This is a genomic window from Pseudomonadota bacterium (genome assembly GCA_039196715.1).
Classification (GTDB): domain Bacteria; phylum Pseudomonadota; class Gammaproteobacteria; order CALCKW01; family CALCKW01; genus CALCKW01.
On sequence record JBCCUP010000104.1, the window covers coordinates 1 to 12363 of the forward strand.

A 12363-nucleotide genomic window follows, 5' to 3' on the forward strand; every position below is an offset into this window, starting at 1 on the left:
GCTGCCGACCCTAAAGCGCTTTGTCCACCTGCTGAGTGCACACACGACTCCCGCCAAAATTCTGACCTCCCTGGAGCATAGCAGTCAGATCTGAAAGCAGACGGGACGCAAAGGTCAGTGAATCTGGTGGTTGTTCACGGCACGCAACCGGGCGCGCCGCAACGCGGCGACTGCCGGGATAGGCGCTTCGACGTGACCGTGCAGCAGCGCATCCAGCGTCCACTCGTCGCCGTTGACCTGAATGTCACCGCCGCGCAGGTAGACGCTGCTCGACGGACCGAACTTGTCCTCGATCAGCAGGCCGACGCGGTCGATCTCGCCGACCCAGGTCGCCACGGGCGGCCAGTCAGCCAGGGCCTTGTCGGCGTAGAAGGAGAAGTCGGCGTGGGTGCGCTGCAGCAACTCGCCCCAGTTGCGCAGGCCCATCATCGAGTTGCCCTCGCCGAGGTGTTCGAATTCGCTGTTGAACCGCAACTGGACGGTCGCGTCCGACTGCGTCAGCTTCACATTGCTGTAGACATCAACCCCGCCGCGCACCAGTGCGAGGAGCCGCTGTTGCATTTCAAGATCCTGTGGCCAGTAGGACACTGGCGGCAGGCCAGCGTAGCCCGAAACCGGCTCGGGCACGGCGCCCACGCTCGGGAGCCGCACCGTGCGGGTCAGCTCGGCGTCCCGACGCAAGGCTTGCTGCAAGCGTCCACGGTCGACACCGCTCAACAGAAAGCTGTACTCGAGCTCGCCGGTCTCCTCGGCGGAATAGACCGGCAGCGAGCCAACCAGACCAAACACCTCGAGCGACAGGGTCTCGGCAAACACCTTGGCGTCGAACTCGCCGGTCAGCTGCTCGAGCGTCTGCGCACTGCGCCGAGCCGTCTGCGACAGGGTGTCGATCGAGAACTCACCGCGCGCAAACCGCTGTGGTTTTTCAAGGTTGCCACCGAGGTCTTCCCAGTTGACAGGGATCGCTTCGGCCACGAGTTCCAGTGATTCAAAGCGCACGTGACGGTGCGGCATCACGACGCGGCCACCGACCGCCTGAGCCGAGAGCGAGAACGCGCCGTTGGCGGACAAGTCCGACACCGACAGCCGGGCGTCTTCGAGCACCAGCCGTCCCGCGCCGAACGGGAGCGTCAGCCGCCCTTCGATCAGGCGCGAACTGAACGACAGCGCACCACCGAACCCGGTGTGCCCGTCAATCCACCCCGTTCGATCGCCCGAGACCACGTCCGCACGCGAGAGCACCTGCCACTTCGCAAGGGCGAAGCGCTTGCCTCCAGACAAGAACAGCGGCCCGTAGGACGCCTCCAGACGCAGCGGCACCTCGCTGCCGTCCGCCACGCTGACGCGCACATCGGCGCGTGCGCCGAAGAGACCGATGTGGCGCTGGTCAACCGCGAGGCGAAGGGTCAGGCGGTTGTCGAGCCAGAAGAAACGCTCTTCGCCGGCAACGGGAATCGCCTCGTCGAACAGATCTTGTGCGCTTTTCAGGGTGAAGAAAAAGAAAAACACCGCACCACACACACTGGCGCACGCCAGCAACCAGAGTGCAGGTTTGATGAGCTTCTTCATCGGCGGGTGGTCTGAGGATCTCAGACACCGGGGCAGCAGGTTGCATGCCCGTGGCTACCACGCCGACAGCAAAGTGCGCCGGCGGAACGCGGGATCAGGGGGTTCGATCGTCCGAGCTGTTCGACGGTGCCGCAATACTGTGCGTGTTGCTTTTACCCGTCGGCATGCCAGGTACGGTGTTGCGTTGTGTGCCACTGTCGGCCGCGTCCCGATTGCGTTCGATACTGCGTGACAGAAACACACCGATCTCGAACAGAATCCACATCGGGATCGCCAGCAGCGTTTGCGAAATGATGTCCGGAGGTGTCAACACCATGCCGATCACAAAGGCGCCGACAATGATGTACGGGCGCTTCTTCACGAGGCTGTCGGGCGTGGTCATGCCCAGCAACACGAGGATGTAGGTGGCCACAGGCACTTCGAAGGCAATGCCGAACGCGAAGAAGATCAGGATGACGAAATCGAGGTACTTGCCGATGTCGGTCGCGACTTCGACCCCGTCCGGTGCGACGCTGGTCAGAAAGGCAAACACCAGCGGGAAGACGACGTAATACGCGAACAGCACGCCGGTGTAGAAGAGCAAGGTGCTCGACACCACGAGCGGCATGACCAGGCGCTTCTCGCTTTTATACAGGCCCGGCGCGACAAATGCCCAGAGCTGGTAGAGCAGAAACGGCACGGCGATGAACACCGACAGCATCAACACCAGCTTGAACGGAATCAGGAACGGACTCGCCACCTCGATGGCGATCATGCTCGAACCCTCGGGCATGTGCTTGAGCAGCGGGTCGGCGAGCCAGGAGTAAATGGTGTTGTTGAACGGAAACAGACAGATGAACAGCACCAGCACGGCGATGACCATGCGCACGAGGCGGTCGCGCAATTCCACCAGGTGCGAAATCAGCGGCTCTTCCTTGCCGAGCTCCTGTTCTCTGTCGTACTCGCTCATGACGCGTCAGGGGGTGTCTTGTCTGCCGAGGCCGGCGCCGTCGAGGTCGCGGCCGGGGTGACCGGCGCCGGTGGCGCAGGTGTCGTTGCTGGCGGTGTCGGTGTCGGTGTGCTGTCTGCTGCGCCAACGTCTTTTTCGAGGTCGCGGGTCAGGCTGTCGACCGAGCCACCGATATCGCGCTTCGTCTGGTCGACCAGGCCGCGGAGCTCCTTGATCTGCGCCTCCTGCTCGCCGAGCAGGTCTCTGAGGTCACTGTTGTTGAGTTCCGACTCGAAATCGCGGCGCACGTTGGCGACGTAGCGCCGCGCCTTGCCGACCCATTTGCCGACGTTGCGCGCCACTTCGGGCAAGCGTTCAGGCCCCACCACCAGCATGCTGACGATGCCGATGAGCATGATCTCGACGAAGCCGATGTCAAACACAGTGCGCTACCGACCGTCGTGTTCAGGCGTTGTCTTTTTGCGACGCCTTTTCGCCTTCGACCACGTCGCTGCTGTCCTGGCTGATCGACGTCTGCTCTTCCGGGTCCTGCTTGACGGCGTCCTTGAAGCCGCGCACGGCCGCGCCGAGGTCACCGCCCACGTTGCGCAGGCGCTTGGCGCCGAACAGCACCAGCACGATCGCCAGAATGATCAACAATTGCCAAACACTGATACCCATGTACCCATTCTCCTCACGGTTGTTCGTTCAACGGCAGCGCCTCAGCCCCGCCAGGGCCCGTCGCACCGGGCGACAGACACACGTTTCCTAACCCTATCACCGAACCGAGACACAGACTGTGAACGGCGCCCGGTTATGTGACAGATCCGAATCACTGCGTTCGCTGACGCTTCTCCTCCAGACCCGACACGCCCCGACGCCGATCCAGCTCGGCCAGTACGTCGGCGGGCCCGAGCCCACGGTGCGCCAGCAACACCAGCGAGTGGAACCAGAGGTCAGCGGTTTCCGCCACCAGTTCCCGGTCCGTGCCGGCGGCGCCGGCGATCACGGTCTCGGTGGCCTCTTCTCCGAGTTTCTTGAGAATGTGCGTGCGGCCCTTGGCGTAGAGCGAAGCGACGTAGGACGCGTCAGCGTCCGCGCCCTTGCGCGCCTCAAGCTCCTCGCCGAGCGCTTGCAGGACATCGTGCCCGCTCACGACTGGGCTCCGTAGAGGCTCTCTGGGGACACCTTCACGGCGTCCACCTCGCGCCACGCGTCGCCCTCGCGAACCCGGTAGAAACAACTCTCCCGACCGGTGTGACACGCCACACCGCCCGATTGCTCAACCCGCAACAGCACCACGTCTGCGTCGCAATCGATGCGCAGCTCGACGACTCGCTGGCTGTTGCCCGATTGCTCGCCCTTGCGCCAGAGGCGCCCGCGGGAGCGCGACCAGTAGACCACCCGGTCGGTTTCCAGGGTTTCGGCGAGGGCATCGCGGTTCATCCAGGCCATCATCAGCACGCGGCCGGTCTCGGCGTCCTGGGCGATGGCGGGCACGAGCCCGGCGGCGTCCCACGAGATGGAATCCAACAGGGTGCTCACGGCGCCCTCCGGCGGTCAGGGGCGCGCATGCTAGCACGGCTGACCCGCCTGACCGGGCCCGGCCGCAGGTCAGAGGCGCACATTGATGCCCCGGGATGCCATGTGCGCCTTGGCCTGGTCGATCGAAAATTCGCCGAAATGAAAGATGCTGGCCGCGAGCACGGCGCTGGCGCGCCCGTGTTGCACGCCGTCGGCGAGGTGATCGAGCGTGCCGACGCCCCCCGAGGCGATCACCGGCACGGGCACCGCGTCGGCGATGGCGCGGGTCAGTTCAAGGTCGAATCCGGCGCGTGTGCCGTCGCGGTCCATGCTGGTCAGGAGAATCTCGCCAGCGCCAAGCTCGGCCACCCGAACCGCCCACTCGACGGCGTCGATGCCCACGCTGCGCCGGCCGCCGTGGGTGTAGACCTCCCAGCGGGGCGCCTCGCCGTCCGCGCTGACGCGCTTGGCGTCGATGGCAACGACGATGCACTGGCCGCCGACGTGGTCGGCCGCCTCGGCAACCAGCTCGGGGCGCGCGAGTGCCGCCGAATTGACGGAGACCTTGTCCGCGCCGGCGTTCAGCATCCGCCGCACGTCGGCAAACTCGCGGATTCCGCCGCCCACCGTCAGCGGGATGAAGACCTGCTCGGCCACGCGTGCGACGACATCCACCAGGGTCGCCCGGTGGTCGCTGCTCGCGGTGATGTCGAGGAAGGTGATCTCGTCGGCGTTCTCGCGGTCGTAGCGCCGCGCGATTTCAACCGGGTCGCCCGCATCGCGCAGGCCGACGAACTGCACGCCCTTGACCACACGGCCGGCGTCCACGTCGAGGCACGGGATGATGCGTTTGGCAAGGCTCACGGTAGGCAATCCGGCTTCGCGGTGCTCACTCTGCGCTGCGTGCGACGTCGAGGGCTTCGGCGAGGTCGAGTGTCCCCTCGTACAGTGCCCGACCGAGAATGCAGCCGGCGATCCGCTCGGGCGCCGAGCACAGCGCACGGATATCATCGATGTTCTTGACGCCGCCGGAGGCGATCACGTCGGTGGCCACCTGCCCCGCGAGTTTCGCGGTCGCGTCCACGTTGACGCCTTCCATCATGCCGTCGCGGCTGATGTCGGTGAAGATGATGCCCTCGATACCGTAGGCCTCGAGCCGCTGCGCCATGTCGATGACGTCGTGCCGGGACAGTTTCCGCCAACCGTCGGTCGCGACCTTGCCGTCTTTCGCGTCCAGGCCCACCAGCAGGTGTCCCGGGTACGCCGGCGCCATCTCTTCGATGAAATGCGGGTCTCTGACCGCTTGCGTGCCGATGATCAGGAAGTGCACACCGCAGTCGAGGTAGGCGTCGATGGTCTCCTCGCTCCGGATCCCGCCGCCTACCTGGATCTGGATATCGGGGTGCGCCTTGGCGATTCGCTCGATCACGGTGCGGTTGCGGGGTTCGCCCGCCACAGCGCCGTCGAGGTCAACCAGGTGCAGGCGGTCGATGCCGACATCCACCCAGCGGCTGGCCACCGCCACCGGGTCGTCGGAAAACACCGTGTCGTCTTCCATGCGCCCCTGGCGCAGGCGCACACACTTGCCGTCTTTGAGGTCAATCGCCGGTATCAATTGCATCTCGCACTCCTGCCGAGACGGTCCAACGCAAAAAGTTGCCGAGCAGCTTCAAACCCTGTGTCGCGCTTTTCTCGGGGTGAAACTGGCATGCGAATAGATTGTCACGCGCAATCGCCGAGGTAAAGGCCGCGCCGTAGACGCTCTCGCCGACGGTGATGGCCGCGTCGGCGGGCTGTGTCACGTAGCTGTGGGCAAAGTAGAAGTGGCTGCGATTGTCGATGCCGTCCCAGAGCGGGTGCGGCCTCTGAGCGACGCGGTTCCAGCCCATCGCCGGCACCGTCAGCGACTCGCCGGTATCGGGGTCGGCTACCCCCGCGGGGAACGCGCTGACCACGCCAGGCACCACACCGAGGCAATCGACTCCGCCGTTTTCGGCGCTGTGGTCAAACAGCACCTGCAGGCCCATGCAGATGCCGAGAAACGGCTTCGCGTCGATCGCGGCGAGAATCGGGCTGCGCAGGCCACAGCCGTCGATGGCTGCCACACACGCGGCCGCGGCGCCCTGGCCCGGCAACACGACACGGTCCGCGTCGTGGATGTCCGCCGGGTCGGCGCTGACGCACACGCGCGTGCCCGCCGGCGCCGCGGACTCCAGCGCCTTGGCGACGGACCGTAGGTTGCCCATGCCGTAGTCGATGACGGTGACTTTCACGGAGGCGCGCTCAGAGAGACCCTTTGGTCGATGGCATGTCGCCATCGAGCCGCGCGTCGACGGCAACCGCCATGCGCAGTGCCCGCCCGAAGGCCTTGAAAATGGTCTCGATCTTGTGGTGCTCGTTCTCGCCGCGCACGAGGTCGATGTGCAGGGTAGCCATGGCGTGGTTGGCGAAACCCTGGAAAAACTCGCGGCAGAGCTCGACGTCGAAGCTGCCGACGCGGTCGTGCACGAAGGGGCAATCAAACCAGAGCCCGGGGCGTCCGGACAAGTCGATCACGACCCTGGACAAGGCCTCGTCCAGGGGCACGTAGGCGTGGCCGTAGCGGGCCAGACCGCGCTTGTCGCCCACCGCGTCGCGCACCGCCATCCCGAGCGCGATGCCGATGTCTTCAACGCTGTGGTGGTCGTCGATGTGGGTGTCGCCGTCGCACGCGACGTCGAGGTCGAAGCGACCGTGACGGGCCACCTGGTCCAGCATGTGATCCAGAAACGGTACACCGCTCGCCAGGGTGCTCTTGCCGGCGCCGTCGAGGTTCAACGACAGCCGGATCCGGGTTTCATGGGTGTTACGTTGAATCGAAGCTGTACGGTGTGTCATGGGTTCCGACCGGACGGCCGTGATTCTGCTTCACGCGCGCGGTGCGTAATCCGGTAGAATACCAGAAGCTGGCGATCATGGCATCGCGCTGCGCCGCGCGCGCGACCCCGGTGCCAGCCTGAGAACCGGCCCCGGCGGGCGGCCGAAGCCCGAGCCCGACGGCGCAACGCGCCACCCGTAGAGACAAACCCGGTGCGGACTTGCCCGCGCCAGCGGTGAGCGATCGCCAACCTGAACACGCATCGCCACCGATAACCCGTCGCACAGACGCCGACGTCCAAGGTAGTGACATTCATGCACACAATTCAGTTCAACGCCAACCACAGTCTCGGGGTTATCGGGCGAATCCTGCTGGTCTTGGCGGTCCTGCTCGGCGCACTGTTCAGCCTGCGCGAGCCGATCATGCAGTTCTACCTCGAAGACACGCTGACCGAGACGGGTCTGGTGATCAACGGCGCCATCGTCGCGCTGTTCGCGCTCGGCCTGCTGGTGCTGTTCTGGCAGCTCGTGCGGCTCAACGGCGAGGAGCGTGCACTGGCGCAGTTCTTCAAGAACATCCAATCGAACGCGAGCCGCCCGCTCGCGGGCCTGGACAGCCACCGACTGATCGCCGACCGCTACCTCAGCATGGAAACGCTGTACCGCAAGCACATGCCGATCGACCATGGCGCACTCGCGTCGATCCTGGTGGCACGTGAGAGCGGGCGATTCAGCTTCCCGCGCTTCATCAACAACATTCTCATCCTCACCGGCGTGTTCGGCACCATCGTCTCGCTGGCCATCGCGCTCTCTGGCGCCTCCGACATCCTCAACACCGAAGCCGACCTCTCCGGCATGAACACCGTTGTCGAAGGGATGAGCACCGCGCTCTCGACCACCGTCACCGCGATCGTCTGCTTCCTGATCTTCGGCTACGCCTACATCAAGGCGAGCGACGCCCAGACCCGCCTGATCGCCACCATCGAGGCCGTCACGCTGGAGTCGCTGATGCCGCGGTTCCACATCAGCGCCGAGAGTGTCAACGCCGAGATCACCCAGCTGGTCCAGGCGCTGCAGGACGTGGTCAAGCAGATTGGCGAGAGCCAGCAACGCGCCAACCTCGTCGAGCAGCAGATCGAGAAGGCCTTCCAGGGACACGATGCCCGCATGGCGGCCATCAGCAGCCACATCCGCTCGCTGGAGAACCTGCTCAAGCAAGGCTTCCGCCTCAATCCTTCGGACTAAGGCGGACCACCGATGAGCCGATTCGTCGACCTGAGGCCGCATCTGCACCACGATGCGGCGGGCACCGAGGACAGCTTCTGGCCGTCCTTCACCGACATCATGATGGTCGTGGTCATGATCTTCCTGGTGACCTCCAGCGTCACCTTCGTTCGCAACTGGCACCTGGTGAAGGACCTCCGGGAAACCGTCGAAGCGGAGAAACTCGCACGGCAGATCGCACAGAGCTCGATGGCGGAGAACGCCGATCTCGGCGAGCAACTGGCCAGCGTGTCGTCGGCACTCGAGGCGGTTGAAGACGACAAGGCGCAGGTCGAAATCGCGTTGGCAACCAGCCGCGAAACCCTGGCGGCGCTGAACACCGAGATTTCGGTGCGCAAAACGCAACTCGCCGAACTCAGCGACGACCTGGACGCCACCCAGAGCGAACTCGACACCACGCGTGACGAACGCACCGCGGTGTCGGCGTCCCTCGCGACGGCCCGGATCAGCTTGCAAGGCGTGATCAGCGAACGCGACGAACTCGCCGCCGAATCGGCCCTGCGGGCGTCCGAGCTCGCCGCCATTCGAACCCAGTTGGCCGCGACCGACGAATCCCTCGCCCAAACCGAGTCCGCACGCGCTTCGCTCGCCGAGGAGTCGCTGCTGCGGGCCGAAGAGCTGGCGGCGATCCGCGCGCGCCTCTCTCAGACCGAAACCGACCTCGAGACCACCGCCGCGCAGCGCGACGAGAAACGCCGCGAACTCGACGCCGTGCAGAGTGCGCTCGCCGAGCGCGAGCGGGCGCTGGTGTCGCTCGACCAGACGCTGCAGGCCCGCGAGAGTGAGCTCGCCGAACGCCAGGCCACCCTGGCACAACGCGACCAGCAGCTCGCCGAGCAGGACCAGTCGCTGTTGGCGCTGGAATCGACACTGGGCGAACGTGACACCGCCCTCGCGGCGCTCGACGCCACCCTGCAGGCGCGCGACGCGCGCTTGAGTACCCTGGAAGCCACCCTGTCCGAGCGCGAGACCGCGCTGGCCCAACTCGAGACCACGGTGACCGAGCGCGATGCACAGCTCGGCGCGCTCGAGACCACGCTCAGCGCGCGCGAGACAGCCCTGAGCGCGCTCGAAGGCACCCTGGCGCAGCTCGAGGACACGGTCACCGCTCGGGACGCCCAGCTCACCGCACTCGAGGGGACGCTCGCCGAACGCGAGACTGCGCTGTCCACGCTCGACACCACACTCGCGACCCGCAACGCCGACCTCGCCAGTCTCGAGTCCCGTTTGAGCGACCGCGAGACCGCGCTGGCCGAACTCGAATCCGTGATCACCGCCCGCGATGCACAGCTCGCCGCGCTGGAGCGCGACGTGCGCGAGCGCGACCAGAAGCAGGCCGCGCTCGAATCCGAACTGGCAGAACGCGACACCGCCCTGAGCGAGCAGGACCAGGCCCTGGCCGCACGCGAGGCCGAGCTCGCAAGCCGCAACGCCGACCTCTCGGCACGCGCCAGGGAACTGCAAGCCCTGCAGGATCAACTCGCCTCGGTCGACTCGGAGCGCCTCGCGCTGATCCGGGCTGCCGCCTCCGACGCCGAAGCGCTGGCGTCACTCGAGTCGGCACGCGATAACGTGCTCGCCGAGCTCGACGAGGCCCGTGGCGAGCTCAGTGCCGCCAACCGCAGCCTGGTGGACCTGCAGGACGCGCAGTCACGCGATGCCGGCACCATCGACCAGTTGCAACTCGATGTCAGCGCCAGCGAGGGGCGCCTGTTGTCGCTGCGCGCGGACTACGCGCAGCTCAAGGCCAAGTACGACGAACTCGTTCGCCCGGCACGCAGCCCCAGAGACAAGCACGTGGTGTTGGTGCGGGCCCGCATGGTCGACGGCGTGATGGAGCGCGCGGTCCGCGAACAGAGCGGTCAGTACGAGGTGGTTGACGACGCCGCGATGAACGCCTGGTTGCAAGCCCGGCTCGATGAACACGGCGATGACCTCTACGTGTCGATCGTCTACCCCGAGAACAGCGGTCTGTCGTACGACGACGCGTTCCGGTTCAGCCAGAACGTGCTCTCGAACTACGACTACTACCACCGCGAGACCGTGCGGCTGCGCCGCGCCGGCCGCCCGATCCAGTGACGTGGAGCGACCCCGACAGGGGTCGCTGAGTCCGCCGCCAGCGCTCGTCAGTCCGGCGGCGACACCTGCAGCCAGAAGGTCACCGGACCGTCGTTCTCGAGCGCCACCTTCATGTCCGCGCCAAACACGCCAGTCTCGACGGTCAGGCCACTGGCGTGCGCGGTGTCGACAACGCGCTTGAACAAGGCCTCACCGACCGCTGGCGGCGCAGCCGGCGTGAAACTCGGCCGCTTGCCCTTGCGCGTGTCGGCCGGCAAGGTGAACTGTGGCACCAGCAACACCCCGCCACCGGTGTCGGTTACCGAGGCGTTCATGCGCCCGGTGTCGTCGGAGAACACCCGATACCCCAACAGCCGCTCCACCAGGCGGTCGGCCTCGGCAGCGCTGTCGCCGCGCTCAACCCCGATCAGCACCAGCAGCCCCTGATCGATCCGCCCGGTCTCGACACCGTCGACGCGCACGTGGGCCCAGTTGACCCGTTGCAGCAAACCGATCACGCGAGGCCGCCACGCCGATGTCGCCGATTCAACACTGTTCCCACGGCAGCCCGCTGTGGCGCCAGCCAGCGACACTGCTGCGTTGGTGTTGCGCGTCCAGGGGACCCTCGAAGCCGTCTCGAACGACAAACACGTTGGGCAGGTCGGCGTCGACCAAAGCCCGCGCCGCGTCCACCGAGCGGTTGCCACTGCGGCAGATCAGCATGACGGGGACCTGGCCCCGGTCGCGTCCCGAGACCCGACCGAGCAACAGCTTGCGCACATCGGCGGCAAAGTGCGGGTTCACCTCCCAGTTCGGCTCGTCGATCCAGGGCAGGTTTACCGCGCCAACCGGGTGCCCGATCATGAGGAACTCCATCTGCGAGCGCACATCGATCAACAGCGCCGACGGCTGCGACGCGCAGACCTCGTGTGCCTGTTGCGGGGTGAGAAGCTCGTAGCCCTGTTCGTGGTGGCGAATCTCTGCCATGCCCTTGCTATCCTCTGTGGTGCGGCCCGTGTGGACCCTGGTCCGGCGCCAACCGCTTGAGTCTGGCGCGATTGTATCGCGTCCCACCCGTGACCCCGCGCACCGATGCCGATCGCCGCTCCAGCCATCCGACTTGCCCTGCGGGTTTCTGCCCGGTTGCCGCTGCGTGGCCTGTACGCGCTTGCGCGCGCAGGGCTCCGGCTCAGTGGCGCCGCCGCCGGCAAGTCCCGCACCTTCACCGACGTCAACCTCCAGCTGTGTTTTCCCGACCTCGATGACGCGGCGCGCGAGGCGCTGGTCGACGCGAGCCTGCGCCACGACGCGTACGCCCTGGCCGAGCTCGGCCCGGCCTTCTTCCGACCCGCGGCCTTTGTTGAGCAGCGCTTCAATGACCCGGACGCCGACGTGCTGCACAGCGCACTGGGCGAGGGCCGCGGTGTGTTGCTGTGTGCACCCCACTTCGGTGCCTGGGAAATGCTCGGTCAGTACCTCGCGCTCAAACACACGGTGCACGCGCTCTACAAACCCTCGGACGTAGCGAACGCAGACGACCTGCTGCTGGCCGGACGCACCCGGTTCGGCATCGCCCTCCACCCGACCAACGCCGCCGGGGTGCGCGGCCTGCACAAGGCCCTTGCGGACAATGCTCTGGTGTCGATTCTGCCGGACCAGGAACCCGACGCCTCGGGCGGCGCGTTTGCCCCCTTTTTCGGCGTGCCCGCGTTGACCATGACCCTGATGGCACGCCTGGCCCGCAAGCGGCGCGTGCCGGTGGTGCTCGCCGCCGCCGTGCGCGACATCGATCAGTGCCGTTTCCGCGCCGTCTTTCGACGCCTGGACGATGGCATTTACAGCCCCGACACCACCACGGCACTCGGCTGCATGAACCGCGCGATCGAGACACTGGTGCGTGAGCACCCCGCGCAGTACCTCTGGAGCTACCGCCGGTTTCGCTCGATGCCCACCGGCCAGCGCCGGGGCTACGCCCGGGTCGACGATATCGTCGGCTAAAAAAAGGTTCATCGCGCATTAGCGTGAAGGGAGAGGCAGGCGGTCGATTGGCATAAGGTTGTAAGTGCGACCAAACAGCCAACCAAAAGACCGCCGCCATGCTCGATACTACGTTCCCCGGCCTGAGCTGGGTAGGCTTTGTGCCC

General features: G+C 66.1%; 14 protein-coding genes and 1 pseudogene. 3 read left to right on the forward strand and 12 right to left on the reverse strand.

Going from position 1 to position 12363, the window contains the following annotated elements; all coding sequences use genetic code 11:
* Window positions 1-114 precede the first annotated feature (114 nt).
* From AAGA11_21070 to hisB, 10 genes and pseudogenes are all read right to left on the reverse strand, one after another.
* Entirely contained in the window at window positions 115-1569 is a 1455-nt protein-coding gene (locus tag AAGA11_21070) for a hypothetical protein (GenBank protein ID MEM9605367.1), read from the reverse strand.
* A gap of 214 nt (window positions 1570-1783) precedes the next feature.
* Window positions 1784-2518, reverse strand: a pseudogene (gene tatC / locus AAGA11_21075) (twin-arginine translocase subunit TatC).
* Entirely contained in the window at window positions 2515-2940 is a 426-nt protein-coding gene (gene tatB / locus AAGA11_21080) for a Sec-independent protein translocase protein TatB (protein MEM9605368.1), read from the reverse strand. The pseudogene tatC and the gene tatB overlap by 4 nt, the downstream one beginning before the upstream one ends.
* 22 nt (window positions 2941-2962) lie before the next feature.
* The gene (locus AAGA11_21085; protein ID MEM9605369.1) at window positions 2963-3178 is read right to left on the reverse strand and encodes a Sec-independent protein translocase subunit TatA; all 216 of its coding nucleotides are present in this window, start codon (window positions 3176-3178) and stop codon (window positions 2963-2965) included.
* A gap of 151 nt (window positions 3179-3329) precedes the next feature.
* On the reverse strand, window positions 3330-3653 hold the full coding sequence (locus AAGA11_21090) for a phosphoribosyl-ATP diphosphatase (GenBank protein MEM9605370.1): 324 nt from the start codon (window positions 3651-3653) through the stop codon (window positions 3330-3332).
* Entirely contained in the window at window positions 3650-4042 is a 393-nt protein-coding gene (hisI, locus tag AAGA11_21095; GenBank protein ID MEM9605371.1) for a phosphoribosyl-AMP cyclohydrolase, read from the reverse strand. Before hisI ends, AAGA11_21090 begins: the two co-directional genes overlap by 4 nt.
* Before the next feature lie 69 nt (window positions 4043-4111).
* Window positions 4112-4885: an imidazole glycerol phosphate synthase subunit HisF gene (gene hisF, locus AAGA11_21100; protein MEM9605372.1), complete on the reverse strand. Its 774-nt coding sequence runs from the start codon at window positions 4883-4885 to the stop codon at window positions 4112-4114.
* Between the two features lie 25 nt (window positions 4886-4910).
* Window positions 4911-5642 (reverse strand): 1-(5-phosphoribosyl)-5-[(5-phosphoribosylamino)methylideneamino]imidazole-4-carboxamide isomerase, encoded by a 732-nt coding sequence (gene hisA, locus AAGA11_21105; GenBank protein MEM9605373.1) that lies wholly within the window; start codon window positions 5640-5642, stop codon window positions 4911-4913.
* On the reverse strand, window positions 5620-6339 hold the full coding sequence (gene hisH, locus AAGA11_21110; GenBank protein ID MEM9605374.1) for an imidazole glycerol phosphate synthase subunit HisH: 720 nt from the start codon (window positions 6337-6339) through the stop codon (window positions 5620-5622). Before hisH ends, hisA begins: the two co-directional genes overlap by 23 nt.
* The gene (hisB, locus tag AAGA11_21115; GenBank protein MEM9605375.1) at window positions 6305-6898 is read right to left on the reverse strand and encodes an imidazoleglycerol-phosphate dehydratase HisB; all 594 of its coding nucleotides are present in this window, start codon (window positions 6896-6898) and stop codon (window positions 6305-6307) included. The genes hisH and hisB overlap by 35 nt, the downstream gene beginning before the upstream one ends.
* Before the next feature lie 294 nt (window positions 6899-7192).
* On the opposite strand from hisB, the gene AAGA11_21120 reads away from it, so the two are divergent.
* Together AAGA11_21120 and AAGA11_21125 are read left to right on the forward strand one after the other, a co-directional pair.
* Entirely contained in the window at window positions 7193-8122 is a 930-nt protein-coding gene (locus tag AAGA11_21120) for a hypothetical protein (GenBank protein MEM9605376.1), read from the forward strand.
* 12 nt (window positions 8123-8134) lie between these two features.
* A complete protein-coding gene (locus AAGA11_21125; protein ID MEM9605377.1) occupies window positions 8135-10240 on the forward strand; it encodes a hypothetical protein in 2106 nt (701 codons plus the stop codon).
* 47 nt (window positions 10241-10287) lie between these two features.
* Here the strand turns inward: AAGA11_21125 and dtd are convergent, their stop codons facing one another.
* Both dtd and AAGA11_21135 read right to left on the reverse strand, forming a co-directional pair.
* A complete protein-coding gene (dtd, locus tag AAGA11_21130) occupies window positions 10288-10737 on the reverse strand; it encodes a D-aminoacyl-tRNA deacylase (protein ID MEM9605378.1) in 450 nt (149 codons plus the stop codon).
* Between the two features lie 28 nt (window positions 10738-10765).
* Window positions 10766-11206: a rhodanese-like domain-containing protein gene (locus AAGA11_21135; protein ID MEM9605379.1), complete on the reverse strand. Its 441-nt coding sequence runs from the start codon at window positions 11204-11206 to the stop codon at window positions 10766-10768.
* Between the two features lie 105 nt (window positions 11207-11311).
* Between AAGA11_21135 and AAGA11_21140 the strand changes: the two genes are divergently transcribed.
* Window positions 11312-12217: a lysophospholipid acyltransferase family protein gene (locus tag AAGA11_21140; protein ID MEM9605380.1), complete on the forward strand. Its 906-nt coding sequence runs from the start codon at window positions 11312-11314 to the stop codon at window positions 12215-12217.
* The last annotated feature ends 146 nt before the right edge of the window (window positions 12218-12363 follow it).